The organism is Thermaerobacter sp. PB12/4term, assembly GCF_003403315.2.
GTDB lineage: Bacteria > Bacillota > Sulfobacillia > Thermaerobacterales > Thermaerobacteraceae > Thermaerobacter.
In genome coordinates this window covers 2,018,537-2,044,394 of the sequence record NZ_CP048407.1, presented here as the reverse complement: position 1 = coordinate 2,044,394, position 25,858 = coordinate 2,018,537, and the positions used below count along the sequence as shown (strand labels likewise).

Below are 25,858 nucleotides of genomic sequence, written 5' to 3'. Positions count from 1 at the left end.
CACCGAGCCCGGGCAGCAGCAGCCGGGACGAACCGGCGGATTCAGGAGGGCGTTGCCGGTCGCTGCGGCCGGGTAGGGTCGCGGAGCATCGCGAGCACGTTGGCCGCGACGCAAGCGGCCATCACCACCAGCGCCTGCCACCGCGGGACTTCGTACAGGATGCGTTCGGGAACCCACGGCCAAGCCGGGTTGGAGAGCAGCAGGCCGACGAAGGTGAGGGCCAGCACCGCCACCCACAAGCGACCCTGGCGCCCATCGGCGCTGTTGGCCAGCCAGCGGGCGCCCAACCGGGGCGACAGCAGCACCCAGACGCCCGCCGTGACCCAGAGCACCTGGACCAGGTGGGCCGCTTCGATGGCGACCACCGGTTGCAACCATGCGGCCGGCAGCAACGTGATGAAGACCGCCGCGGCGACGATCTGGGCCGCCGCCAGCAGACGTTCCCACCCTGGCCGGTGCCGGCCCACGGCCTTGAGCCACTCCTCGGCGAACCGGGCGACGTCGTCGCCGATCACGGCCTCGACGGACTTGCCGGCCGCGGCGGCCTGCTCCAGATGGGTCCGGAGTTCGGCCGCCATCTGGTCGATCTGAGGCCGGGGAAGACCGGCGGCGACCCAATAGACCACGCACGAGTCGACGGCCTCGGTGACGGCGTTCCGGGAACCCTGCGGCATCGTGCCACCCCTCCTGGCTCGGGCGTATCTTGTACTGCAAGGTACCTCTGAGCGAAGCATACAAGTCGCTATCATGTGTTGCAAGATACTTTGCCATGGGGGCTCATCGACGCTTGAGCGGAGCCCGTTGCCTCTTGACCGGCGCGGCGATGGCCGCGGACAACTAACGTATGGAACTTCGAGATCCATCGCGGGCGTCGGGTTCGAGTTTGTGCGGCCGTTGGGCGCGCAGGTGGTGATGGGGAAGTGGTCCGGACGATCCGGCCCAAGGTTGGCCTGAGGAAGGGTGGCCTTATTAAGAACAGCAGCCTTAGGAAGAGCGGCCTGACGGCGGCCACGGCCGTCGTCGTTGCGCTGGTCGTCGCCGTCGTCCTCGGGGTGGCAGGCTGCGCGGCCGAGCGGCAGCAGGGCACCACGGCCGATCCCGGTGCGCCGGGCACTGAACGACCCGCAATGGAGGGGGGCGGCGCCGGCGCTGGGAATGAGGCCAACGCGGGACCGTGGGGCCCCTCTGGCACCGCCTCGGAAACCCATCCAGGCACGGATCCTGCCGGGGGACCGGGCCGCCGCTCCGGTCCGGTGCAACCGGCTGCCGGCCGGGAGCGGCCGGGGGTCACCCGGGCCCGGGTGGTCCACGTGGTCGACGGGGACACCATCGACGTCGAGCCGCTGGCCGGTGCGCCCCTGCCGGCCACCCGGGTCCGCCTGATCGGTGTCAACACGCCCGAGATCCACGGGGACGTCGAACCCTACGGTCCGGAGGCGGCCCGGTTCACCCAACGGCGCCTGACCGGCAGGACGGTCTGGCTCGAGAAGGACGTCTCCGAGACGGACCGCTACGGTCGTGCGCTGCGCTACGTCTGGCTGGTCGAACCGCCCGCGGAACCCACCCCGACCCAGGTGCGCAAGGGCATGTTCAACGCCATCCTGGTCCTCGAGGGCTACGCCCAGGTGGCCACGTACCCGCCGGACGTGCGATATGCGGACCTGTTCGTCCAATTCCAGCGCGAGGCCCGGGAAGCGGAGCGGGGTCTCTGGGGGGCTGGTGCGGCCGGCGGGGCCGCCCGAGCCCCGAGCGGCGGCTCCCGGTCGCCCGGCGGAGGCGCCGGGGCGATCGGGCGGGCCGGGGCGGCCGGTTCCACCGCTCCGGGCGGGCGGACGGGATGCGACCCCGCCTATCCCGACGTGTGCATCCCGTCGCCCCCGCCGGATCTCGATTGCGGGGACATCCCCTACCGCAACTTCCGGGTGCTGCCGCCCGATCCGCACCGCTTCGACGGGCGGGATCGGGACGGGATCGGGTGCGAGAGCTGAGGCGGGACAGAGAGCCGGACCCGGTGCAGGAGCAGCAACACTGCCAGCTCTGCCGCGATCACGGGTCCCAGGGCACCCGTGGCGGGCGCCGGCCCAGCAAGTTCCGCCGCGAACACGCGTCCGGGGATACCTGTGGCGGGTTCCCGTTCCACCAGCGGCGCCGGCCGGCAAGCCCCGCCGCGATCAGGCGTCCTGGGGCATGGAGCCGGTGGGCACCGCCGCATCCGAAGCCCGGCGTCGGGCGCTCTCGACGGCTTCCGCCAGCCAGAACACCCCCAGCGCCGCCAGCGCCACCGCCACGGTGACGGTCCACAGGACGTGGATCCCGAAGCGGTCGACGATCGCCCCGCCGGCCAGCGGTCCGACCATCCACGCGCCCCCGGCCAGGGTCCCAGCCAGACCCTGGTAGGATCCCCGGCGGTCTTCCGGGGCGGCTCGGGCGACGGCGGCGTTGAAGGAGATGGCGTGCAGGACCTCGCCCGCGGTGATCACCACCATGGCCAATGCGAAGGCGGCATAGGCCGGCCATACGGCCGTCACCAGCAACAGAGCGAACCCGGCTCCATGCAGCGCCGCCGAGCCTTTGAGCATGTCGTCCAGCGTCCAGCCGCGCCGGTCCGCCCAGGTCGACGCCACCGGCGTCGAGACCACCACCAGCAACGCGTTGAGGGTCCAGAGCAGGCCGTAGGCCGCCTCGCTGAACCCGTGCCGCGTCATGTCCACCGGCAGCGCCGTGTGGAGCTGCGCGTACGGGAAGAACAGGAAGGCGCTGGCCACGGCCAGGAGGACCACGGTGAGAAGCCCTTGTCGGTGCCACACCGCAAGGCGTGTCCCCCAGGGGGACCGGGGGCTACGGGGAGGAACCGCGGGACGCCATGGCCGCCCGCCATGGGGCCGTGCGGCAGGGTCCTGCACCGCAGGTGCCGGCGTCCAGGGTGCCGCAACCACGGGGCCGGAACCCGGCTCAGGCGCGCCGGCACCCCCTGCCGGGACCTGCGCTGCAGACACCGCTGCGGCCGGCGTTCCTGCCGCGGGGGCCGGTTCGTCCCCACCGGCGCCGCCGGCTCCCACCTGGTGTCCCTTTGACCGCGGGGCCGCCGGATCGGTCGCCGCCCTCGCCCGGCGCCGCCGGGCCCGCAGCAGCTGGCCATAGGGGTCCGGGACCGCCTTCGCCAGGACCAGCGCAAACACGGCGTAGGTCAGCGCGTCGACCCAGAAGACCGCCCGGAACGACCAGGCGGCCACGATACCGCCCAGGGCGGCACCCGCGGCGACGCCCACGTTGCTGGCCATGTAGATCAGCCCGAAGACCTGCCGCTCCCGGCCCGGTGCCAGGTCGCTCACCAGCGCCTGGGACGCAGGGCGGAACAGGCTGATGACCAGGCCGAAGACGGCCATGGCGGCGGCGTAGAGGGCCGCCTCCTGGCGCCAGCCGATGACCAGCGAGCAGAGGGCGGCTCCGGCCAGGCTCGCCAGAAGGACCGGCTTGCGCCCGTGGGCATCGGCGAGCCGTCCGCCCAGGGCCGCACCCAGAGTGGCGGCCAGAGAATGGAAGAACAGGACCGATCCCGCCCAGGTCAGGTCCCGTCCGAGCACCTGCACCACGAACAGGGTGGTCAGGGGGAAGACCAGTCCGCTGCCCAGGGAGTCCACCACCTGACCGGCGGCCAGCCAGTACAGGGAAGGCGGCAGGCCGGTGGGGACGGCCGCGGCCCGCAACCGGGCGGCGAGGGTGACGATGGACTTCATCGGGATGCGTCGCTCCTTGTCTGGCATGAAGATCCCGCGCACTGCGACGGGGAGGGACCGGCGCGGCGCAACGGGCCCCGTGAATCCGGCAAAGCCTTCAGAAAACACGGCGCGTGGCGCGGCCAACGGGGCGGGTTACCCCTGACGGCCGGCGACTGACGAGCCGCGCGGGAACCGCCTGCCGGTCGCCCGGCTGCCGGTTAACCGATGGGTCACCGATGGGTTAACGGCCCATGGGTCAAAAACGCACGCTTGACCCCGTGAGGGGCGTCATTGGAGGGCGAGGGGCAGCGGGAGGCCGCCGGTCCCGCCCACCAGGGCGACGGGTGCGTCCAGGTTTGGTATGGCGAGCACGGGTGCCTCCCTCCCCCCGATAGGGTGGCCGCGAGGTCATCCGGACCTCCGCGGCGTTGGACATCTCGGAGGATCGCCTGAGCCGGGTTACCAGCGGGAGTTTGCCACAAAATGCCAACCCGGCCAGGAAGTACACCTGACTTTCTACCACGCGGCGGCAACCTGCGTCAACGGTCCTCGCCGTGCGCCGGGGACGTCGCGGTGCCCAAAACGGCCCCATACCGAGGACCAAGGGTTCCGAAACCCGTGAGGCCCATCCCGTGGGACCCAGCGGTTATAGAATCGTTCGATCGTGACTGCGATCGCCACGCCCGTCCAGGACCTTGTCCCCGCTGCCGTGCCTGTGCTAACCTAACCGCGACCTATCCCACATCCCGGCAATCCGGTCCCGTTACGGGTTGATCCGCAGCGCGGCCACGAACGCACGACGCAGGACAGTACGCCGCCGCAGGAGGAGAGCGCCTTGCCGCAGCCGGAACTGCAGCCGCGCACGGCCTGGCCGCCGCTGGTCACCAGCCCACGCGGGCACCTGGCCATCGGCGGGGCCGACGCCCTGGAACTGGTGGAACGATTCGGAACGCCCCTCTACGTCCTCGACGAGGCCGCCATCCGCCGGCGCTGCCGCGCCTACCGCGAGGCCATGGGCGACGCCGGGAACGTGGCCTACGCCGCCAAGGCCCTGTGCACCACCGCGATCGTCCGCCTCATGGACCAGGAGGGCCTGTGGATCGACGCCGTCTCGGCCGGCGAACTGCATACCGCCCTGGCCGCCGGCTTTCCCGCCGGCCGTGTGCTCCTGCACGGGAACAACAAGAGCGACGAGGAACTGCGCCTGGCCATCGAGACGGGAGTGGGCCGGGTCGTCGTAGACAACTTCCACGAGCTCGACCGCCTGGCCGCCATGGCCCGGGCCGCGGGCCGGTCCGTACCCGTGCTGCTGCGCGTGGCGCCGGGGGTCGAGGCCCACACCCACGAGTTCATCCGCACCGGCCAGCAGGAGTCCAAGTTCGGCTTCGACCTGGCCACCGGCCAGGTCCTTGAGGCCCTGGACCGCGTGCTGGACGAACCGGCCCTGGACTGGCACGGCTTCCACTGCCACATCGGCTCGCAGATCCTGGCCGTCGAGCCCTGGGAGCAGGCGGCCCGGATCATGATGGATCTGGCCGCCGAGGCGCACCGGCGCACGGGCCGGTTCGTCCGGGAGCTGGACCTGGGGGGCGGCCTGGGCATCCGCTACGTCCCGGGCGATGAGCCGCCCTCCATCGCGGAGACGGTGACCCGCATCCGGACCGCCGTGGAGCGGGCGGCGGGCGAGCGCGGCCTGCCGGTGCCGCGGCTCATCCTGGAGCCCGGCCGCTCCATCGTGGGCGAGGCCGGGGTCACGCTGTACACGGTGGGGTCCGTCAAGCGGGTTCCGGGCCTGATGCCCTACGTGGCCGTCGACGGCGGCATGGCCGACAACCCCCGCTACGCCCTCTACCGCGCCCTCTACACGGCCGTGCTGGCCAACCGGCCCCTGGACGAACCGGCCGAGAGGGTCTGCCTGGTGGGCCGCTACTGCGAGTCGGGCGACGTGCTGATCCCGGAGATCGAACTGCCGCGGGTCGAGCCCGGCGACGTGGTGGCGGTCTTCAGCACGGGCGCGTACAACTACAGCATGTCCAGCCAGTACAACCGCTTCCCGCGGCCCGCCATGGTGCTGGTGCGGGACGGAGAGGCGGCGGTCATCGTGGAGCGGGAGACCTACGACGATCTCTTGCGCCACGACCGCATCCCCCCGTCCCTTGACCGGGAAGGGTGAGGGGCCTGCCCGCGACCGGTGCATCGGGATCGGTGGCAGCAGCGGTCCTGCCGGCGGTGCCGTCGATGCGGCGACCTCCACCGGAGGTCGGGGCCCCCGGGTCAGTCCCGGGTAGGCCCGCGTCAAGCTGGCGGGCCCCCGGTCCTGCAGGGGACCGGATCCCGCAGGCCCCGTCATCCCCCGTGGCCTGTCCGTTCCTGTCCGTTGTCGAGCCTGTGCCCGCCCGCTGGATCTTACCCCTTCGTCGACATCGAGGGACGCTAGCGAACGGTTGGCCGGATTGTGCAGGATGGGGAGGGGCCGTTCAGCGACGTGAGCCGCGGCCCCCTTCGACCACGGCCTGGGGGCAGCGTTCCCGCAGGACGGCGATGAAGCCCTCGCGATCCACGGGGGACACCAGCACCGTCTCGCCCTGGTCGGTCTCGATGGCCACCCGGCGCAGGGACGGTGCCGGACTTGCGACGGGGTTCCAGGTCGGGCGAACGCGGCGGATCCGAGCCAGTCGGATGTCGAAGTCCGCAAACCCCGCCCGGATTTGCAGGTGGGTCGGTGTGACGCGGTAGTAGGACGGGCGCCACAAGGTGAAGCCCACCACCAAGAGATACGGCCCCAAGGCGACAAACCCGGCGATGGCCGTCTCGTCGCCGCGCAGCGCCATGTAGAAGGGAATCAGCGGCGGGATGGCCGTCAGGGCCATCAGGATCTTGCTGCGGGCGGCGGGGAAGTCGACCACGTCGGGCCAGGACCCGTCCGGTCGGGTCGCGGCCGGTGCCGTCCGTGGGCGCAGCCCCGCCCGGTATACCGCCGCGCAGCCGCCAAGCACCAGCCCCAGCAGGGCCACGATCCACAGATAGAACCAGGGTGTAAGGCCAGCCCACCTGCCCAGGGCGACGGCGGTGACGCCCACCGTAAGGTGCAGCAGCGTGGCCATGAGCAGGAACTTCATCCCGCGGACCAGGTGACGGCTGGCGCGCGCCATGGCCCGGGCCGTCTCCGGCTGCGGTTCGACGGGCCAGTTGAGTAGCGATGCCGGCAATCGCGTCACCGCCGTGACCAGCCCGTAGAGGAACACGCCGGCCCCCCAGAGGCCCCAGATGCTGGCCTTGGCCCCGAAGCCATCGGCCTCGCCCCGCAGGTTGAAGTGGACCGGAATCCGGTCGGGGAGGTGGGGCCAAAGGGCGACGATCCACGCCAGGGTCGCCAGGAGCAAGAGCGCCGACAGAATCTCAAGGACCCACTCCCAGACCGTCATGGGCTCCCGCCAGCCTCGCTCCAGTTCGTCTTGCGCGGCGTCTTTGCCCCGGGTAGGCTGTTCGTCCACCGTTGTTGCGCCGGGAGGCGCGGAAGCCGGAGCCTCCCGCCCTGGTGGGCTTTCTCGCGTCACGGGCTCACCTCGAGGGCCGAGCCGGTTGTGATCCGGCCGCCGGTTCCTGGCAGTGTCCGCCTACAGGAAAACCAAACCAGCGCCTTGATGATTCTTTGCCGACCGGGCCCTTCCCTTCCTCGATGATGCGCCCAGCCGCCTTATGAACTGGCATGGGTGATGAATCTCTCCAGCGACCCCGGGACGGCCGGGGGAAGCGGTGAATTTCCCGGGCAATCGCGCAATTCGCCGCCCGATAAGCAGGAAATAGCGGTTTCGGCTAAGAAATGCCCATGGCGTTGGATCCTGGGGGACCGGCAGGCATGGCGGTGCGGTGGCTGTGGTCGCGAGGGGGCGGCCGCCGCGTTGCGGACCCCGGGCGGAAAATCCCCGGACGGGGAGCGAAGGGGTGGTACGGTGAACCACGGAGGGTGGCACCGAACCGTTCTACGGCGGATTCGCCGCGCGGGCGGCGCGGTCCTGGCGGGGGTGCTGCTGGTCGCCCTCGTCCTCGGCGGCTGCGGCTCGCCGGGTTCCGACGGGAGCGGCGGGGACGAGCAGGTCCTCAACGACAACATCGGATCGGAGCCGCCGACGCTGGATCCGGCCCTGATGACCGACCTGACCAGCTTCCAGATCGTCAACTCGGTGATGGAGGGCCTGACCCGCATCGGTCCCAACGGGGTCGAACCCGGCATGGCGGCCGAGTGGGAGGTCAGCGACGACCAGCTGACCTACACCTTCCACCTGCGGGATGCGGTGTGGCAGAACGGTGAGCCCGTCACCGCCGAGGACTTCGTCTACGCCTGGTTGCGGGTGCTGAATCCCGAGACCGGCGCCCCGTATGCGTACCAGCTTTACTACATCAAGAACGCCGAGGCCTACAACAGCGGTGAGATCACGGACCCGACCCAGGTGGGCGTCAAGGCGCTGGACGAGAAGACGCTGCAGGTGAGCCTTGAGGCGCCGACGCCCTACTTCCTCAGCCTGACGGCCTTCCCCACGTTGATGCCGGTGCACAAGGCGACGGTGGAGTCCAACCCGGACTGGGCCGGCGAGGCGGCCACCTACGTGGGCAACGGCCCCTTCAAGATCGCCGAGTGGGTCCACGACAGCCACATCGACCTGGTGAAGAGCGACACCTACTGGGACAAGGACACGGTGCGCCTGGAGAAGATGCACATCGTCATGGTCAATGAGGGTGCCACGGCGGAGACCATGTTCGCCAACGGCGAGCTGGACTCCAACGGCAGCCTGAACCCGCAGGACATCCCGCAACTGCTGGCCAGCGGCGAGGCGAAGACGTCGCCCATGATCAGCGTGACGTCCATCTACTTCAACACCCGCAAGGCGCCCTTTGATGACCCGCGGGTGCGGAAGGCCTTCACCCTCGCCCTGGACCGCAAGGCCATCGTCGAGCAGATCCTCAAGGGCGGGCAGAAGCCGGCCCTGGCCTTCGTGCCCTTCGGCATTCCTAACCCGGTGACGAACGAGGACTTCCGGGAGGAAGGCGGCGACTACTTCAAGGACGCCGACGTCGAAACCGCGCGCCGGCTGCTGGCGGAGGCGGGCTATCCCGACGGCCAGGGCTTCCCCAAGGTGACTTACCTCTACAACGACAACGACACCAACCGGGCGCTGGCCGAGGCCTACCAGCAGATGTGGAAGCAGAATCTGGGGGTCCAGGTCGAGCTCCAGTCCATGGAATGGAAGGTCTTCCTCGCCGCCCAGAAGCAAGGTGACTACGACCTCAGCCGCGGCAACTGGGTGGGCGACTACCTGGATCCCATGACCTTCCTCGACCTGTGGGTCACCGGCGGCGGGAACAACCGCGTGGGCTGGTCCAACGCCCAATATGACCGGTTGATCGAAGAGGCGAAGACCACCGGCGATCAGCAGGTACGCTTCCGGAACATGCACGAGGCAGAGAAGATCCTGATGGACGAGATGCCCATCGGCCCGATCTTTTTCGGGGTCAACGTCTACCAGGAGAAGCCCTACGTCAAGGGCGTCTTCCGCACCGCCCTGGGCACTACGGACTACAAGTGGGCCTACATCGAAGGCAAGGGCCAGTGAGCCCCGGGCCGGGGGTGCCGAACGCGCTGCGAGCGCCGTTCCCGCCGCCGGGGGCGCCGGTGCCGCCGGCGGCGGGGCCCGCCACCGCGGGTTCCGGGTGCCCTCCAACAACCCCAGCGGCAGCGGGGCGGCGCGCCGGCCCTTGCCCGTCCGGCAGGCCCGCGGCGTGACCGGCCGCCTGCCGGACGTTGCCATACCGTCCCGTGTGACCCGTGCGACCGGGCCCGTGGCGCTGGGGGGCCGCGGGCCCGGTTGTGATGCCTTGGGGGCGGTCGAGGCGGCGTTCATCCCGAAGGAGGCAGTACCGTGAAGTATGCGGGCCAGCGCCTTGTGGTGACCCTGATCACCCTTTGGGCCATTGCCAGCCTGACCTTCTTCATGATGCGGGCGGTGCCCGGCGGTCCCTTCGCCGCCGAGAAGGAACTGCCGCCGGCGGTCCTGGCCAACCTGGAGGCCCGCTACCATTTGGACTGGCCTCTCTGGCGCCAGTATCTGGACTACCTCTACCGCACCGCCGTGTGGGATCTGGGGCCGTCCTTCACCTACCCCAACCGGACGGTGAACGACATCGTGGCCGACGGGTTCCGGGTCTCGGCCGCCCTGGGCGCCCTGGCCATCGGCGTCGCCCTGGTGGCCGGCATCGGGGTCGGCGTGGCGGCCGCGGTCTACCACACCCGCTGGCCCGACCGGGTGGCCATGTTCGCCGCCACCCTGGGTATCTCCATCCCCAACTTCATCCTGAGCGGCCTCTTGATCTACGTCTTCGCCTACCATCTGCGCTGGCTGCCGGCCGGCCTCTGGGGCAAGCCCGCCCAGGCGGTGATGCCCACCCTGGCCCTGGCGGCCCTGCCCACGGCGGTCATCGCCCGGCTGGTGCGGTCCAACATGCTGGAGGTCCTGCGCCAGGATTTCATCACGGTCTGCCACGCCAAGGGGCTCAGCCCCCGGCGGGTGATCTTCGTCCACGCCCTGCGCAGTGCCGTGCTGCCCGTCATCACCTACCTGGGCCCGCTGGCCGCCGGCGTCCTGACGGGAAGCTTCGTGGTCGAGAACATCTTCGCCATCCCCGGGCTCGGCAAGTATTTCGTGCAGAGCGTCACGAACCGCGACTACTCCGTCATCATGGGCGTGACCATGTTCTACAGCGCGCTGCTGGTGGTGGCCAACGTGCTGGTCGACGTGGCGTACCGGCTCGTCGACCCGCGTATCCGGCTGTAGGTGGCGCCGTTACGGGAGGATGACGCCATGGCGACCCCCTCGATCCATCCCCTGCCCGGTGGAAACGCCGGTTCCCTGGCCCCCGCGTTCCCGGGAGGCGGCGGTGGGCACGGTCTACCCGCGGAGACGCTGGCGGCCCCGGCGCCAGGATACTGGCAAGAGGCCTGGCGGCGGTTGCGGAAGAACCCGCTGGCCATGGCGGGCCTGGTGGTGGTGGCCCTCATGGTGGTGGCGGCCGTCGTGGGGCCCATGCTGTCCCCCTACGGCTACGAGGAGCAGGTGCTGGCCGAGGCCAACCAGCCGCCCAGCGCCGCCCACTGGTTCGGCACGGACCATCTGGGGCGCGACATCCTGACCCGGGTGCTCTGGGGGGCGCGGGTGTCCCTGGCGGTAGGCATCATGGCGAGCCTGATCGGCCTGACCATCGGCGTCACCTACGGTGCCATCGCCGGGTTCTACGGCGGCCTGGTCGACAACGTGATGATGCGGATCATCGACGTGATCTACGGCCTGCCCTTCATCCTGTACGTGGTCCTGCTGGTGGTGGTCATGGGCCCGGGGCTGGACAACGTGTTCATCGCCCTGGGCGCGGTGTACTGGACGGGCATGGCCCGCATCGTGCGCGGGGAGGTCCTGAGTCTCAAGCAGCGGGAGTTCGTCCTGGCCGCCCGCGTGATGGGCGTGCCGCCGTGGCGGGTGGTGTGGCGCCATCTGGTGCCCAACGCCATCGGACCGATCCTGGTCACCATGACGCTGCTGGTGCCCGAGGCCATTTTCAGCGAGGCCTTTCTGAGCTACCTGGGGCTGGGGGTGCAGGCCCCCTTCGCCTCGTGGGGCGTGCTGGCGGCCGAGGGCAACCGCGCCCTGCGGGCGGCACCCTGGGCCCTGTTCTTCCCCGCCACCTTCATTTGCGTCACCATGCTGGCCTTCAACTTTCTGGGCGACGGGTTGCGCGATGCCCTGGACCCGCGGCTGCGCTAGACCAGGACGACATGGCGATCTTGCACTCGAGGAGGCAGCGATGTGGGCGGGACGGGTGAGGTCAGGGCCGGCGCCGGGCCGGCACCGGGGACGAAGCCGGCGGGCGGCGGCCGGGCCATGGCGGGGGTGAAGCCGTTGCGCCCGGAAGATCCGGCCGGCAGCACGGCGCCGGGCGCTGAGCCCCTGCTGGAAGTGGAGAACCTGGAGGTGACCTTCTTCACCGACGAGGGGCCGGTTCCCGCGGTGCGGGGGGTGAGCCTCAACGTGGGCCAGGGCGAGGTGGTCGCCCTGGTGGGCGAGTCCGGGTCGGGCAAGTCGGTGACCGCCCGGGCCATTACGGGGCTGGTGCCGCCCCCGGGCCGGGTGGTGGGCGGCCGGATCCGGCTGGGGGGCCGCGACCTCCTCGACCTGAGCCCGGCCGCCTGGCGGGCCGTCCGTGGCCGGGAGGTGGGGCTGGTCTTTCAGGATCCCATGACCTCCCTCGACCCCCTCTTCACCGTGGGCGACCAGCTGGTGGAGGCCATCACCGCCCACCGCCGGATGCCCCGGGCCAGGGCGATGGCGCGGGCGGAGGAACTGCTGGCGCTGGCCGGCCTGCCGCGGCCGGCCGACCGGCTGCGCCAGTATCCCCACGAGCTGTCGGGCGGCATGCGCCAGCGGGTGCTGATCGCCATGGCCCTGGCCACCCCGCCGCGGCTGGTCATCGCCGACGAGCCCACCACCGCCCTGGACGTGACCATCCAGGCCCAGATCCTGGCGCTCCTCGACGACCTGCGCCGCCAGACGGGCGCCTCCCTGCTGCTGATCACCCACAACCTGGGGGTGGTGGCGGAACTGGCCGACCGGGTGTACGTGATGTACGGGGGCCGCATCGCCGAGGCCGCGCCCGTCGACCGGCTCTTCGCCCGGCCGGCCCACCCCTACACGCGGGCGCTGCTGGCAGCGGTGCCCGATCCCTTCGCAGCCGAGGCGCGACCCCCCGACCCCATCCCGGGCGATCCCCCCGACCCGCGGCGGCTTCCCGCCGGCTGCCCCTTCGCCAGCCGGTGCCCGCTGGCGGAAGAACGCTGCTTCCACCAGGTGCCGCCGCTGCGGGAGCTGGCCCCCGGCCACGTGGCCGCTTGCTGGCTGGTGGAGGAGGCGGGCGAAGGGGAGGCCTGGTCCGCCGGTTGGGAAGCTCCGCTGGCCGGAGGCGGCGGCCAAGGCGCCCCGGCGGCGACCTCCGGCCGGGCCGCTGGCGGTGCGGGCAGGGCCGGGGCCGGCGCGGAACGCGCCCCGGTGCAGGCCCCGGCGGGACCACGGGTGCGGGTGACCTACGGCAGCGGTCCTGGGGAGCCGGTTCGTCCCCACGATGGGCAGGACCCGCGGCGGCAGGACCCGCACCAGGGCCCGTGGCAGGCGGCGCGGCAGGATCGGCAGCAGGACCTGGGGCAGGCTGGCCGGCAGGATCCGCGGCAGGCTCCCCAGACCGCCCGTGGCGGGGTGGCCGGCGGTGACCCCAGGCAGGCTGACATCCTGCTGCGGCTGGAGGATGTGGCCACCGTCTTTCCCGTCCAGCGCGGGTGGCGGCAAACCCGTTTCCTGCGGGCGGTCGACGGGGTGTCCCTGGAAGTGCGGCGGGGCGAGACCCTGGGGCTGGTGGGGGAGAGCGGCTGCGGCAAGACCACGCTGGGTCGCACCATCGCGCGCCTTTACCGGCCGGCCCGGGGACGCATCCTCTTCCGAGGCCGGGACCTGGCTCCCCTGGACGAACCGGCCCTGCGCCCCGTGCGGCGCCACCTGCAGATGGTCTTCCAGGACCCGTACGCCTCGCTGGATCCCCGCATGCGGGTGGAAGATCTGATCGCCGAGCCTCTCCACCTCATCCCCGGCCTGAGCCGCCGGGAGCAGCGGGAACGGGTGCGGGCCATGCTGGCGCGGGTGGGGTTGCGCCCCGACCACGCCTCGCGCTATCCCCACGAGTTCTCCGGCGGCCAGCGCCAGCGCATCGGCATCGCCCGGGCGCTGGTGGTGGAACCCGAGCTGGTGGTCGCCGACGAGCCCCTCTCGGCCCTGGACGTGTCGGTCCAGGCCCAGATCCTGCACCTGCTCGGGTCCCTGCAGGAGGAGCTGGGCCTCTCCTACCTGTTGATCACCCACGACCTGGCGGTGGTGCGGCACGTGTGCCAGCGGGTGGCGGTGATGTACCTGGGGCGGGTGGTAGAGGAGGCGCCTGTCGAGGAACTCTTCGCGCGGCCCCTGCATCCGTATACCCAGGCGCTGATGGCAGCCATCCCCGTACCCGACCCGGTGCGGGCGCGGCGGCGGGAGCGGAAGCTGGTCCAGGGGGAGCCGCCCGATCCGGTGAACCCGCCTTCGGGCTGCCCCTTCCGGACCCGCTGTCCGCTGGCCCAGGCCCGCTGCGCGGAAGAGGTGCCCGAACTCCGGGAACTGGCGCCGGGGCACCGGGTGGCCTGCCACTTGGCCGGCTGAGGCTGGAAAGGGCGTGTCGGCCTTACGGGCCGCTCAAGGTGCTGGTCCGCTCCCGTTGAGGGGGCTGGTTTGCTGCGGTTCGCCGTTGTTCCCCCGTCCGGCGCGCTCTCTGCGGGCGGCGCGCCGGGCCCCTGCAGATTGCGGGCTGCTGCATCCGGTCAGGGCATGGCAGGGGTGGGGGCAAGGGCGCCGGTTTCAACCCCGGAGGCGGTGCAAGGTCAAGCCCGAGGGAGGCGGCAAGGCATGGCAACCCCTTCGTCTGCGAAGGCCGGTGCGGGCCAGGAGAGCCCCATGGGCCCCGCGGTCACTCGCTGGGTGGCCGTAGCGGTAGCCACCGTCTGGCGGGATCCCGGCCGGCCCCGGCCCGTCGACCTGCCGGCGCTGGCGGCCCCCGCAGGCTTGCGGGAGTGGCTGTCCGCCCTGGACGTGGAGGCCCGGAAGGACCTGGTGGGCCGCATCGAGACCCAGGTGTTGCTGGGCCAGCCGGTCACGGTGCTGGAAGAACGGGACGGGTGGGCCCGGGTGGCCGTTCCCGAACAGGCGGAACCCGGCGCTCCCGGTGGGTATCCGGGCTGGATCCCGGGCTGGCAGTTGACGGCCGATCCCGCCTGGGCGGCGGTGGCGCGCCGGGCGGGTCTTGCCGGGGCACCGGCGCCGGAGGAAGCCGCGGAGGCCCTGACCACCGCTACCGTCACGGCCCTGACCACCTGGCTGTACCACCGGCCCCACCCTCAGGCTCGCTGGACGGAGGTCAGCTTCGGCACCTGCCTCCCCGGCCTTTCCCACGGAGACAGCGGGACCGGGAGCATTGCCGCGGCCTTTGAAGACGGCTCGGCGGCCGGAGCTGGCGCGGCCGCCGGCGGGGCGGAAGGCGAGTGGCTGCCCGTGGCGGTGCCCACCCCCAACCCGGCGCCGGGGCGACGGGCAGGCTTCACCCCGGAAGGCGACGGCGGTGGCCCGGCCAGGGCCGCCACGGCCGGCCCGGCGGCCGGCGATCCGGGCCGGCACGCCAGCCGCCCAACCGGGGCCCCACCGGCGGAGGATGACCCGCTGGCCGCAGGACCTCCCACCGTGGCGTGGGTGCGGCGGGCGGCCGTTCGCCTGGACCCTCCCCGCCGGGTTCCACCCGGCGGCCAGGTTCCACCCGCCAAGGTGCCGGGAACGACCCTCCTGGAAACGGCGCGCCGGTTCCTGGGACTCCCCTACCTTTGGGGCGGCACCTCGGGCTTCGGAGTGGACTGCTCGGGTTTCATGTACCTAGTCCACCGCTTCCACGGCCTGCTGATCCCCCGTGACGCGGCCCCGCAGCGGGATCACGGCCGGGGGCAGCCGGTGGAGCGGGACCGGCTGCAGCCTGGCGATCTGGTTTTCTTTGCCCACGATGGCGGCAAGGGCAGCGTTCATCACGTGGGGATGTACGCCGGCGGCGGCCGCATGATCCACGCCCCCAGCTCCGGGCGGGTGGTGGAGGAGATCCCCCTGGACACGCCGCCTTACGGGGAAAAGTACGCCGGCGCCCGCCGCTATCACGCGGGTTAGGAAACCGGGTCCGGCGAGGCCGCCGGGCACCGGCGCCCACCTGTGCCCGCTGGCCGGCTCGCGGCGGCGACGCTGCGGTTCCTCCGGTGTCCTGTTCCACAAGGATTCGGGCCCGCGAAGAACCGGGCCCGCGCGGGCCCGGTTCCCGATCCGGCGGCAGGGCCAGAGCGCCAGGCGGGGCGCTGCGCCGCCACCTGGTGCCAGGGCCGGGTTGGGATCTTAGCTGCTCGTGCCCGCCAGCCGGATCCCCGCCCGCCGCAGCAGGCGCAGCACCGCCAGGGTCAGGGCGCCGTCGATCAGATGGTGCACCGCGGTGCCACCAGCGGTGAGCCACGCCTGGATCGCCGTGCCGGAGGCCAGCCAGACCACCAGGCCTTCACCGGCGGCGTGTACCGGCAGGGCCAGGAGCAGGGCGGCCCAGAGGGGCCATCCCCGGCGCAGGGCCCAGGCGCCCAGGACCGCAAAGGGCACGTGCACGAAAGCCCGCGCGGCCACCACCGGGCCCAGGGTGAGGAAGAACCCGACCGTGGCGCCTAGGCCCACCATCACGGCCACCCCCGGGCCGAGGGTCATCGCCAGCATGGGCGGGACGTGGGACGCCAGGGTGGCGGTGTAATAGGGGCCAAGGGTGAGCTGCAGCGTTCCCCGGAAGAAGATGGGGATCATCAGGGCAAGGGCCGTCAGCAGGCCGCCCAGCACCACCTGGCGGGCCACCGGGGCGGTAGATGCGGGCGCAGCCGGCGGGGACATTCTGGCAGGCATGGCAACCTTCCTCTCCTGGTGGTACTGTTCATTGCCGCACGGTCTGGCCCGGGGCCAGGTGGGGCGCCGCCCGTCCGGGATCCCCACCGGGATGCCCCAGGGAGATGAGCGGGCCGGCCCTGGGGCGCCGGGCATGGAGCCCGTGCAGAACCTGCTTCTGCGGCAACGATCAACCCGGATCGGCAGCGGAAGACCCGCCTGTCTAGGGCTGAACCTGTCTAGAGCTGAACCTGCACCTCAACCGTTGAACATGTATCTACGCATGTATCTACAGGTGTATATACACCATCCGCAGGTGCTGAGCAACGGGTGCTCCGGCCAGCCCGTTCCCAGGCTGCTGCGGCCAAGAGGAAAGGGCGGGCCATCCTGCGAAGGAGAGCGCCAGCCGGTTCGTCCCGGTTCGGACGCGGCAACTTGCTGGCGAGACCCGGCTCGGCACGTGGCTCACCGGCCTGGCACCTGGTCCAGCCACGGCACCTGGTCGAGGCACGGGGAGGAGGGGTTCCATGTTCCGCATGTCGCCGCGGCGCCGCCCGGACGAGGGGAGAGGCGGGCAGGGTCAAGGCCAGGCCCCCGGGGGGGATGGACCCCGGCGCACCGCGCCCTCCCATGGGCAGGGGGACAAGACCCAGCTGGATCCGCCGGGGGCCCGCCGGCAGGCTCCAAGGGAGTCTTCTGATTCCGGGCATGCCGGGCCACCCGGCTCCTACGCTCACGCTGCTTTGACGCCTGGGCGCGGGGCCGCTGGTTTCGAAGGGTTGTCCCGGCCGGGTGATGCCGCCCGCCGGCGCCAGGCGATCCTCCAGCTTCTGGCTGGGGCGGAGGAACCCGTCCCGGGCCAGCGGCTGGCCGGGCAGATGGGCGTCACCCGAGCCGTGATCGTCCACGACATCGCCCTGCTGCGGGCCCAGGGGGAGCCCATCCTGGCCACACCCGCCGGGTACGTCCTGAACCGGCCGCCGGCCCGCTTCACCTGGCAGGTGGCCGTTGAGCACGGCCCAGAACTGGAGACCATCCGCCGGGAGCTTTACGCCATGGTGGACCAGGGCGTGACGGTGCGGGATGTGATCGTGGAGCACCCTGTCTACGGGGAACTGAGGGGGCTATTAGACCTGCGCTCGCGGCACGACGTCGACCGGTTCTGCCGGCAGATGGTCGCCACCGGGGCCGAGCCCCTGCTGACCCTGACGGGCGGCCCGCACCTCCACACCCTGGAGGCCGACGACCCCACCGCCCGTGCCCGGGTGGACCAGGCCCTGCGCCGGCTGGGCTTTCTGCTTGACAAAGAGTAAGAACCTGGAGCCTGGGGGGAGCATGGGGCCCGTCCCTGGAGCGGCCCGCCGGTCCTTCCCGCCCCGCCTGCCCCGCCTGGCCCGGTCTTTCCGCCCCTTCTGCTGTGCACAAAGCTTATCCCGCCCGCGAATCCCTAAGTGAATCCCCAGGGGATGGCAGGAATCGCCGCCCGTCAGGGCCGGAACCCGGGCCGGTCCGGGCGGGGGAGGAGGGTGCGTCATGCCCAAGCGGCAACGGCGGGCCGCGCTGGCCTGCCTGGTGACGGCCGCTCTCATCGCCCTTTCGTTCCTGGCGGCACCCGCCCAGGCCTTTCAGGGGCTCGATGCCCGGGCGCATGGGGACGAACCGGCGGCGGCCCTGGCACCGTCCATCGACATCCGGGATGACCTGCAGGCCCTGGACCTGCCGGAGCGGACCCGGGAGGCGGCGGCGCAGCTGGCCGCCGAGGTAGGCAGCGGCCTGCGCATCCGGTGGAACCCCTTCTACAAGACCCCGTCCATGATCACCCGCAGCCAGGGCTACCTGACCGGGGCGGCGGAGGGCCAGGCGGTGGACATCGCCCGCCAGTGGCTGCGGGAGCACAAGGATCTGTTCGGCTGGACGGACCAGGTGGTCGACGGGCTGAAGGTGGTCCGGGACTATGCCTTGCCGGGAACGGGGCTCCACCCCGTAACCTTCCAGCAGACGTTCAGCGGGATTGAAACGGCGGCTGGGGGCCGCATCATCGTGGCGGTCAACCGGGAAGGGCGGATCCTCTCCGTGGCCGCCAGCGCCCAGCCGGCGGCGCCGGTCAAGGGCGGCTTCGATCTTGGCGTCACCGATGCGGTCAGTCGGGTGGCCGCGGTACTGGCCCCGACACTGGCGTACACGCCCGAGGTGACCGGCACCCGCGCCGGCTGGACGGTGCTGGCCCAGGGACCCTTTGCCACCGTCCAGTACGCCCGCAAGGCCCTCTTCCCCATGGGGAAGGAGCTGCGGCCTGCCTGGCGGATCCTGTTCATCCCCAAACTCACCGAAGGTTACGAGGTCCTGGTCGACGCCACCAGCGGCCAGATCCTGTACCGCCGCCCCCTGGTGAACTTCAGCGGGCCCGAGGGGCTGGTGTTTGAGAACTACCCCGGGGCGCCGGCGGGGGGGACCCAGGTGGTGAAGTCCTTCGCCGGGGATCCCAGCGCCTCGCCCAGGGGCTGGGTAGGGGTGCTACCCGGTGTCAGCGGTCCGACCACCTTCGGCAACAACGCCGACACCTTCGCCAACTGGAGCAACTTCCTGGTGCCCGAGGCGCCGGGGCTGGTTCGTCCGGTGAACGTGCTTTCCCACTTCCACTACGCCTTCACCGACCAGTGGGGGCGGACCCAGTGCCAGGCCACGCCGCCCTCTTACGCGGAAGACGTGGAGGCGGCGGTGACCAACCTCTTCTACCACCACAACCTTTTCCACGACCACTTCTACAAGCTGGGCTGGACGGAGCCGGCCGGCAACCTGCAGGTCGACAACTTCGGCAAGGGCGGCCAGGGCGGCGACCCGATCCTCGGCCTGGCCCAGGCGGGGGCGCTGACCGGCGGCGAGCCGCTCTACACCGGCCGGGACAACGCCTACATGCTGACGCTGCCCGACGGCCTGCCCTCCTGGAGCGGCATGTTCCTCTGGGAGCCCATTCCGGGGGCCTTTGAGGGCAAGTGCGCCGACGGCGATTTCGACGCCGGGGTGATATACCACGAGTACAGCCACGCCCTGTCGAACCGGCTGGTGGCGGGCGGCGAGGCCCTCAACAGCCACCAGGCGGGGTCCATGGGCGAGGCCTGGGGCGACTGGTACGGCATGTCCTACCTGATCGCCCGGGGGCTGCAGGACCGGCCCATCGTCGGCCAGTACGTGACCGGCAATGCCAAGACGGGCATCCGCAACTACGCCCTGGATCAGAGCCCGCTGGGCTTCGGCGACATCGGCTATGACATCACGGGGCCGGAGGTCCACGCCGACGGCGAGATCTGGGCGGTCATCCTGTGGGACGTGTGGAAGGCGCTGGTGGGCAAGTACGGCAAGGCGAAGGGCGCCCAGATCGCCGAGCAGCTGGTGACCGATGCCATGCCCATCTCCCCGCCCGATCCCAGCATGATCGACATGCGGGATGCCATCCTCACGGCCGACGTGGACCGCTACCACGGCGACCACTTCGATTTGCTCTGGACCGCCTTTGCCCGCCGCGGCCTGGGGGCCGGAGCCGTGAGCAACACCGGCGACGACACCGACCCCCACCCGGCCTTCGACCACCTGGCCAGGGCCCGCAACGGCCGGCTGGTGGGGACGGTGGTCAACGCCACCACCGGCAAGCCCATTGCCGGCGCCCGGGTGATCATCGGCGAGTACGAGGCGCGGGTCAGCCCGGCGGCGGTGACGGGCGCCAAAGGCGGCTTTGCCCTGGACATGGTCGGCGGCACCTACACCGTGACCATCCAGGCGCGGGGCTTCGGGGCCCGGACCTTCCGCGGCATCCAGGTCACGGCGGGGCGGACCACCTCCCTGCGGTTCAGCCTGCAGCCCAACTACGCCTCCCTGGCCAACGGGGCGAAGGTGATCCAGGTCAGCCGGCTGGGCGAGGACGCCACCCTGCCGGCCAAGAACGCCCTGGACGACACCGAGGCCACCGTCTGGGCCACGGCGGTCAACGACCAGGGCTATGACGGCGAGTGGGTCGTGGTCGACCTGGCCGGTGACCGGCCCGTGCCCATCACGGCGGTCCAGGTCAGCGCCTTCAAGGACATCGCCAAGGCGCGCTTCGCGGCCCTGAAGGACTTCACCCTGCAGGTGTCCACCGACGGGGTGGTGTGGAAGACCATCCTCCAGGGCAGCTTCCCCACGGAGAAGCCGCGCCCCGTGGCGCCCGCCCTGCACTACAAGCTCTGGACGCTGAGCCGGCCGGAACAGGCGGCCTACATCCGGTTCTTCGCCGACACCGCCCAGGACAACAGCTTGGGTTATGCCCAGGTGGCGGAGATCCAGGTCTTCGGCGGGGACCGGGCCACCGCGGTCGAACCGGCACCGCTGCCCAAGGAAGACCCGATCGTCGAGGAGGGGACGGTCCGGGTGGGCAACCCCACCTCGGACACGGTGGGCGGCGTGACGCAAAACGAGTTCGTCGCCACCTGCAACCCCGACCCCTCCAGCGAGGGCCTCGACGGGTGGGTGATGGAGCTGCCCGAGTCCTTCGGTGACGGGACCCATCGCATCACCGCCGCCGGGCCGGGCACGGGGACCTATGACTTCGACCTCTACTTCTACGCGGCGAACTGCCAGATGCTGGGCAGCAAGGCGTCGGCGGCAGCCGACGAGTCGGCGGTGATCCCGGGCGGCACCCGGTTCGTGGTGGCCGACCTCTGGCTGGGCGCCAGTGTCCCGCTGCGCCTGATCGCCGAACCGTCCCAGTGAGGACGAACCGGCCGCGGCGCCGCCGAATCCGCCCGCGGCCCCGGCGCCCGGCGGACGGAGCGGGGGACGGCTTCCCCCGAAGGGGAGCACCAGCGGGCAGTTGAGGAGCGGGGCCGGCGGGGCGCCTGCAGGCGCCCCGCCGGCCTTTGCCCGGGCACTGGGACGAGCCCGCCACGGGCCGGGTTCTTCGGGACCTGGGGGCCGGGCGGCTGGCCGGCATTCCCCAGCAGGTGGCCGCCGGGGTGATGGACCCCTTCCTGGACCGGGCGCTGGAGGTTCTGGAATCACCGCCGCCAGGGCGATAGGGCCATGCGCCGGTAGGTGTGCCGCCGGCCACGGATGGCGATGCCGTAGGCCAGGATGTTCTCCGGCAGGGCGATGCCGTGGTAGCCGGCATCGCCCACATGATGCACGTCGAACCCGGCCGCCTTGGCCATCAAGGCGATCTGCCGCACGGTCTCCCGGTCTGCCCCTTCCTGGGAAGTGCCCACGGTGCTCATGGCCAGGGCGCCGGCGGCGTGGACGGCCTCCACCCAGCGGCGCGCCTGGTCCAGGGTAACCCCCGGCACGGTGGCCGGCGCGGGCAGGGCCACCAGGTCGACCCCGGCCGCCACCAGGTCCTTCACGGCACCCTCGTCCAGAAAGGGTTCCTGCCCGAACCAGCAGCCGGCGCCGTGCATGCGGCCGGCGGCCAGCAGCAGCCGCTCGGGCGGAAGAACCCGGCGGATGGCCTCCGCCGCCTGAAGGATGCCTTCCGGGGTGACCCCCGTCTGGGGGTTGCCGGTCAACAGGATCCACTGGGCCCCCTGCTCCACCGCCCGCAGGGCATTCTCCGGGGTGGCCCGCCGCCCCGGCGGCACCCGGTCGCTGGGCTCCAGGTTGATCCCCACCACCCGGCCGGCCAGCAGGGCCAGGGCGGCCAGGGGGCCCTGGAGGCCGGGTGCCGCGGCGCCCGGTACCGCCCGCCCGGCGGGCGTGCCGGTTGCCGGTGCGCCCGGGGGCGCGGTGGCGGGCGCCGCTTCGGCCGGGTGGGTACCGGGTGCGGCGGCGGGGGCAGCCGTTCCCGCGCGAGCGGGCCCGGTGGAGGCCGGCGGGGCAGCAGGCAAGGTCGCGGGCTCGCCGGCAGCCGCCGCCGGACCCGGTACGGCCCAGGCGGGGGCCGCGCCGGCCGGTTCGTCCCAGCCCGGCAGGCCGGCGATCCGGGGCGCCCGCACGTCGTAGACGTTGACCAGCAACAGGTCCGCACCGAAGGCGGCGGCCAGCTCGCCGTTGGTCACGCCGTCCACCAGGGGCGCGGCCACGGCCACCACCTCGGCGGCCAGCACCCGGCCCTCGCTGGCCGCGATGGCCTGCCGCAGCGCCGTGCCCCGCAGGCGCACCAGCTCGGCCGGTACCAACTCCAGCAGCCGCCCTGCGGGCCGGCCCTCCGGCGCCGGCGGCACGGCAGCCTGTACGGCGGCAGCCTGCACGACCTCTTCCGGTGCCCCCGCGGCACGCGGCTGCGGGGATCCAGAGGGCTGGGACAGGTTCTCCCCGGCGGGCTCGCCGGGGTGGAACGGGACGTTCACGGTTCGACCTCCTGAGATTTCGCCGCCTGGCATGCGCCGCTCACCGGTCCTCAGGCAGGCCCGCCGGCCCACACCACCCGGAACAGCACGCTCTTCCCCGCCAGCGCGGTGCCCTGGGCCACGGGCGCAACCCGGCCCCCCAGCTCGTCCAGGTTGGTGACCAGGACCGGCGAGAGAGGGGAGCGGGCTCCTGCCTTGAGGCGCTCCAGGTCGATCCGGATCAGGGGCTGGCCCGCCTCCACCTGCTGCCCCACGGCCACCAGGGCCTCGAAGGCCCCCTCGGCGTGGGCCGAATCGATCCCCAGGTGGATGAGCAGCTCGACGCCCTCCGGCGTCCGCAGTCCCACGGCATGGCCGGTAGGGAAAAGGGCGGTGACGGTGCCGGCCAGGGGGGCGATGACGGGGCCCGCCTGCGGGTCCAGGGCCACCCCGTCGCCCACCATCCGCTCGGCGAAGACGGGATCCGGGACCTCCTCCAGCGGGACGATCCGGCCCGTCACCGGCGCCGGCACGGCCAGCTCCCTGCGGTCACCGCCGCCGGCCGGCTCCGCCGCGGCGGCCCCGGCCGGGCCGCCGCGGGCCGGGTTCGGCCGGTCACCCACGGCCCAGAAGCTCCTTCATCTCGGCTTCCAGGTGCTCGGCGCTGGTACCGAAGACCACCTGCACGGCGCCGCCCCCCATGCGCACCACGCCCATGGCTCCCTGGCGCCGCAGGGCGGCTTCGTCCACCTTCCCCGGATCCGCCAGCACCAAGCGCAGTCGGGTGATGCAGCTGTCCAGCTCCCGGATGTTGTCCGGCCCCCCCAGGGCCTCGATGACGGCTCGGGCCTTGTCCGACATAGTCCTCGCCTCCCCGGCTACCAGATCAGGCCACGCCGTGGAGCCACCGCGGGCGGGCCGGGCGACGCCGGCCGGGCCCACCCGCTTCGTGGTTCCTCTGCGCGGGTTGGGACGTGGCCCCGTTCCGGGGCCAGGTCTGCGACGAACCTGGCCCCGGTTTCAGACTAACCCTGCGGATTGCTGCGTGTCTCCACCGGCTCCCGGCCGGGCGTGGGCAGGTCCAGCCGCCGGATCAGGAACCGGAACAGGAAGTAGTAGACCACGCCGAAGACCAGGCCGATGGGGATCAGCAGGGCGGGCCGGGTCGCGATGCCCCAGTTCAGCACGTAGTCGATGAGACCGGCGGAGAACGTGAACCCGTGGCGGATCCCCAGCTCGTAGACCAGGGCCATGGAGATGCCCGAGAGCACCGCGTGGGTGACGTACAGAACGGGCGTCAGGAACATGAAGGCGAACTCCAGCGGTTCGGTGATGCCGGTGACGAAGGAGGTCAGGGCCGCGGAGAGCAGGATGCCGCGGGCCGCCGCCCGGTTCTCCGGCTTCGCCTCGTGGATCATGGCCAGGGCGACGCCGATCAGGCCGAACATCATGATCGGGTACCACCCGGCCATGAAGATCCCGGCCGACGGGTCGCCGGCGAAGAACCGGTGCAGGTCGCCGTGGACCACCTCGCCCGTCTGGGGGTTGGTGAAGTCACCGAAGACGAACCAGACCAGGCTGTTGATGATGTGGTGCAGGCCGAAGGGTAGCAGGAGCCGGTTCAGCACTCCGAAGACGAAGACCCCCGCAGCCCCCGCCCCCACGATCCAGTTGCCCAGGGCGTCGATGGCCTGCTGGACGGGGCCCCAGACGAACCCGAAGACCACGCCCAGGACCAGGGCCCAGAAGGCGGTGACCAGCGGGACGAACCGGCGCCCGCCGAAGAAGCCCAGCCACTCGGGCAGCCGGATGTTGTGGTAGCGGTTGTACATGGCCGCGGCCAGCGCGCCGGTGAGAATGCCCGCCAGGACGCCCATGTTGAGGTCCTCGTTGATGGTGGTGAGGGTCTTCTGGAACACCACGTACCCGACCAGAGCCGCCAGTCCGGCCACACCCGCCTGGTTTGCCAGGCCGATGCCGACGCCGATGGCGAACAGCAGGGGCAGGTTGGAGAAGACGGCATCCCCGGCCTGGGCCATCACCGGAATGTTCAAAAGGTCCGGCTGGCCGAGGCGCAGCAGGATGCCGGCCGCGGGTAGCACCGCCACGGGCGCCATCAACGCCCGGCCCACCCGCTGCAATCCCCCCATGACGTTCATCGCGGACACCCCTCCTCTGAATATGTCCACCTTGCCAGCAAAAAACCGGAGGATGCACGGCCTTGCTTTGGGGCCGCGCACGCCTCCGGTTCATGCCGGGTCGAACCCGTAACACACCGGGTTTCGAAGGTGGTCTGGGTATCGACTTTATTCGCGCCGGGAGGGTACCGTTCCTTCCGGGGACCTGCCCTCCAGCATCAGTTTGGCCAGGTGCAGGGCCACGTAGCCCAGGTCGTCTTCGGGGACGGGCTTGCCCAGCCGCCGGGCGATTTCTGCCCCCATTTCCTCCGCCAGGGCCATGGCCTGGGGAAACTCCTCCCGGATCCGGGGCAGCAGGGGGTTGGGGGTGCCGCCACCCCGCGCCACCGCGTCGACCAGGTAACGCAGGTGGGCCACCAGCCGGGCGTGGTCCAGGTTTCCGGGGCGCAGCGGCACCTGCAGGCGCCGCCGGACCCACTCCACCAGTTCGTGCACCAGCGCCGTGTCCCGGGCCGGTTGCTTGACGGGGACCCCCGCCCGGGCAGCCCGCAGGTGCAGGGCGACGAAACCGGCTTCGGCGGGCGGCAGAACCGGCCCGCCGGCGCCGGCCACGTCCGCCAGCAGCTGGCGGGCCAGGAGCAGCTCCTCCGGGAACAGCACCTCGATCTCGTCAAGGAACGGGTTCTCCAGGGGCAGGCCCTGCTGCACCCGGTGTAAGGCGAAGGCCAGGTGGTCCACCAGGGCGGGCACGATGTGGGGGTCCACCGGCTCGCCCAGGGCCGCCTCCGCCCGCTGCACGAGCCGTGCCACCACGCCCGGCAACCAGTCCGGGGCGGGCACCGCCGCCGGTTCGGCCACGTAGACGGCTTCGATGGCGGGATCACCGGCGGCAACCCAGCGGGATTGCCGGGACCGGTAACCCAGGCCGCGGCCCTGCAGCACCACGGCCCGGCCGTTCCCGTCCCGGGCCAGGACCGCGTTGTTGTTGAGGACCTGAATCACCCGGTACCCCGCCGGGCCCTCCTCACCGGGCCCGGCGATTCCCCGGGGGGGCCGCGCCTGGCGCGCCTCGGACTGGTGGTCGCGGGACATCGGCTGCCCTCCCCGTCGCCTGGCAGGATGCTCATAGGGTGCCATGTGTACCAGGC

The 25,858-nt window shown here is 71.8% G+C and carries 19 protein-coding genes; 10 read left to right on the top strand and 9 right to left on the bottom strand.

The annotated features are described in order from the left end of the window. Positions 1-41: 41 nt before the first annotated feature. Positions 42-674 carry a hypothetical protein gene (locus DYI95_RS08470; RefSeq protein WP_116900231.1) on the bottom strand — a complete coding sequence of 211 codons (633 nt, stop codon included), beginning with the start codon at positions 672-674 and terminating at the stop codon, positions 42-44. A 579-nt stretch (positions 675-1,253) separates the two neighbouring features. Between DYI95_RS08470 and DYI95_RS08465 the strand changes: the two genes are divergently transcribed. Further along, positions 1,254-1,988 carry a thermonuclease family protein gene (locus tag DYI95_RS08465; protein ID WP_243149706.1) on the top strand — a complete coding sequence of 245 codons (735 nt, stop codon included), beginning with the start codon at positions 1,254-1,256 and terminating at the stop codon, positions 1,986-1,988. Positions 1,989-2,171: 183 nt separating this feature from the next. Here DYI95_RS08465 and DYI95_RS08460 read toward each other — a convergent pair whose 3' ends face one another. Continuing rightward, the gene (locus tag DYI95_RS08460) at positions 2,172-3,737 is read right to left on the bottom strand and encodes an MFS transporter (protein WP_116900232.1); all 1,566 of its coding nucleotides are present in this window, start codon (positions 3,735-3,737) and stop codon (positions 2,172-2,174) included. Between the two features lie 817 nt (positions 3,738-4,554). Here DYI95_RS08460 and lysA point away from each other — a divergent pair. Further along, complete coding sequence (gene lysA, locus DYI95_RS08455) at positions 4,555-5,892, top strand: diaminopimelate decarboxylase (protein ID WP_116900233.1); 1,338 nt, start codon at positions 4,555-4,557, stop codon at positions 5,890-5,892. Between the two features lie 304 nt (positions 5,893-6,196). On the opposite strand, the gene DYI95_RS08450 is transcribed toward lysA, so the two are convergent. Next, a complete protein-coding gene (locus DYI95_RS08450; RefSeq protein ID WP_243149705.1) occupies positions 6,197-7,213 on the bottom strand; it encodes a PH domain-containing protein in 1,017 nt (338 codons plus the stop codon). Between the two features lie 459 nt (positions 7,214-7,672). Between DYI95_RS08450 and DYI95_RS08445 the strand changes: the two genes are divergently transcribed. The 5 genes from DYI95_RS08445 to DYI95_RS08425 all read left to right on the top strand — a co-directional run bounded on the left by DYI95_RS08445 (position 7,673) and on the right by DYI95_RS08425 (position 15,541). Further along, the gene (locus DYI95_RS08445; RefSeq protein WP_243149704.1) at positions 7,673-9,331 is read left to right on the top strand and encodes a peptide ABC transporter substrate-binding protein; all 1,659 of its coding nucleotides are present in this window, start codon (positions 7,673-7,675) and stop codon (positions 9,329-9,331) included. Between the two features lie 306 nt (positions 9,332-9,637). Further along, positions 9,638-10,549, top strand: a complete 912-nt coding sequence (locus DYI95_RS08440) for an ABC transporter permease (protein WP_006903423.1) — start codon at positions 9,638-9,640, stop codon at positions 10,547-10,549. 27 nt (positions 10,550-10,576) lie between these two features. Then, positions 10,577-11,530, top strand: coding sequence for an ABC transporter permease (locus DYI95_RS08435; protein WP_116900235.1), 954 nt, complete (start codon positions 10,577-10,579; stop codon positions 11,528-11,530). 42 nt (positions 11,531-11,572) lie between these two features. Next, complete coding sequence (locus DYI95_RS13290; protein ID WP_116900236.1) at positions 11,573-14,002, top strand: ABC transporter ATP-binding protein; 2,430 nt, start codon at positions 11,573-11,575, stop codon at positions 14,000-14,002. Between the two features lie 243 nt (positions 14,003-14,245). Then, positions 14,246-15,541, top strand: coding sequence for a C40 family peptidase (locus tag DYI95_RS08425; RefSeq protein WP_116900237.1), 1,296 nt, complete (start codon positions 14,246-14,248; stop codon positions 15,539-15,541). Between the two features lie 219 nt (positions 15,542-15,760). Here DYI95_RS08425 and DYI95_RS08420 read toward each other — a convergent pair whose 3' ends face one another. Then, the gene (locus DYI95_RS08420) at positions 15,761-16,303 is read right to left on the bottom strand and encodes a hypothetical protein (protein WP_116900238.1); all 543 of its coding nucleotides are present in this window, start codon (positions 16,301-16,303) and stop codon (positions 15,761-15,763) included. 758 nt (positions 16,304-17,061) lie between these two features. Here DYI95_RS08420 and DYI95_RS08415 point away from each other — a divergent pair. The 3 genes from DYI95_RS08415 (at position 17,062) to DYI95_RS08405 (ending at position 21,330) form a co-directional block, all read left to right on the top strand. Beyond that, positions 17,062-17,595 (top strand): transcription repressor NadR, encoded by a 534-nt coding sequence (locus DYI95_RS08415; RefSeq protein WP_243149703.1) that lies wholly within the window; start codon positions 17,062-17,064, stop codon positions 17,593-17,595. A 220-nt stretch (positions 17,596-17,815) separates the two neighbouring features. Continuing rightward, positions 17,816-21,025 (top strand): M36 family metallopeptidase, encoded by a 3,210-nt coding sequence (locus DYI95_RS08410; protein WP_243149702.1) that lies wholly within the window; start codon positions 17,816-17,818, stop codon positions 21,023-21,025. Between the two features lie 146 nt (positions 21,026-21,171). Continuing rightward, positions 21,172-21,330 (top strand): hypothetical protein, encoded by a 159-nt coding sequence (locus DYI95_RS08405; protein WP_158556032.1) that lies wholly within the window; start codon positions 21,172-21,174, stop codon positions 21,328-21,330. On the opposite strand, the gene DYI95_RS08400 is transcribed toward DYI95_RS08405, so the two are convergent. The 5 genes from DYI95_RS08400 to DYI95_RS08380 all read right to left on the bottom strand — a co-directional run bounded on the left by DYI95_RS08400 (position 21,310) and on the right by DYI95_RS08380 (position 25,802). Continuing rightward, positions 21,310-22,593, bottom strand: a complete 1,284-nt coding sequence (locus DYI95_RS08400) for a hypothetical protein (protein WP_116900239.1) — start codon at positions 22,591-22,593, stop codon at positions 21,310-21,312. The genes DYI95_RS08405 and DYI95_RS08400 overlap by 21 nt on opposite strands. A gap of 50 nt (positions 22,594-22,643) precedes the next feature. Then, a complete protein-coding gene (locus DYI95_RS08395) occupies positions 22,644-23,195 on the bottom strand; it encodes a PTS glucose transporter subunit IIA (RefSeq protein ID WP_116900240.1) in 552 nt (183 codons plus the stop codon). After that, positions 23,188-23,514 (bottom strand): glucose PTS transporter subunit EIIB, encoded by a 327-nt coding sequence (locus DYI95_RS08390; protein ID WP_256366242.1) that lies wholly within the window; start codon positions 23,512-23,514, stop codon positions 23,188-23,190. Before DYI95_RS08390 ends, DYI95_RS08395 begins: the two co-directional genes overlap by 8 nt. Positions 23,515-23,597: 83 nt before the next feature. Beyond that, entirely contained in the window at positions 23,598-24,731 is a 1,134-nt protein-coding gene (locus DYI95_RS08385) for a PTS transporter subunit EIIC (protein WP_116900241.1), read from the bottom strand. A gap of 147 nt (positions 24,732-24,878) precedes the next feature. Beyond that, on the bottom strand, positions 24,879-25,802 hold the full coding sequence (locus DYI95_RS08380; RefSeq protein ID WP_116900242.1) for a PRD domain-containing protein: 924 nt from the start codon (positions 25,800-25,802) through the stop codon (positions 24,879-24,881). Positions 25,803-25,858: the final 56 nt, after the last annotated feature.

Excerpts from the sequence above, each read along its gene's own strand:
- DYI95_RS08470 (WP_116900231.1), bottom strand. The coding sequence starts at position 674 with ATGCCGCAGGGTTCCCGGAACGCCGTCACCGAGGCCGTCGACTCGTGC.
- DYI95_RS08420 (WP_116900238.1), bottom strand. The coding sequence starts at position 16,303 with ATGCCTGCCAGAATGTCCCCGCCGGCTGCGCCCGCATCTACCGCCCCG.
- DYI95_RS08385 (WP_116900241.1), bottom strand. The coding sequence starts at position 24,731 with ATGAACGTCATGGGGGGATTGCAGCGGGTGGGCCGGGCGTTGATGGCG.
- DYI95_RS08410 (WP_243149702.1), top strand. The coding sequence starts at position 17,816 with ATGCCCAAGCGGCAACGGCGGGCCGCGCTGGCCTGCCTGGTGACGGCC.
- DYI95_RS08460 (WP_116900232.1), bottom strand. The coding sequence starts at position 3,737 with ATGAAGTCCATCGTCACCCTCGCCGCCCGGTTGCGGGCCGCGGCCGTC.
- DYI95_RS08380 (WP_116900242.1), bottom strand. The coding sequence starts at position 25,802 with ATGTCCCGCGACCACCAGTCCGAGGCGCGCCAGGCGCGGCCCCCCCGG.
- DYI95_RS08435 (WP_116900235.1), top strand. The coding sequence starts at position 10,577 with ATGGCGACCCCCTCGATCCATCCCCTGCCCGGTGGAAACGCCGGTTCC.
- DYI95_RS08425 (WP_116900237.1), top strand. The coding sequence starts at position 14,246 with ATGGCAACCCCTTCGTCTGCGAAGGCCGGTGCGGGCCAGGAGAGCCCC.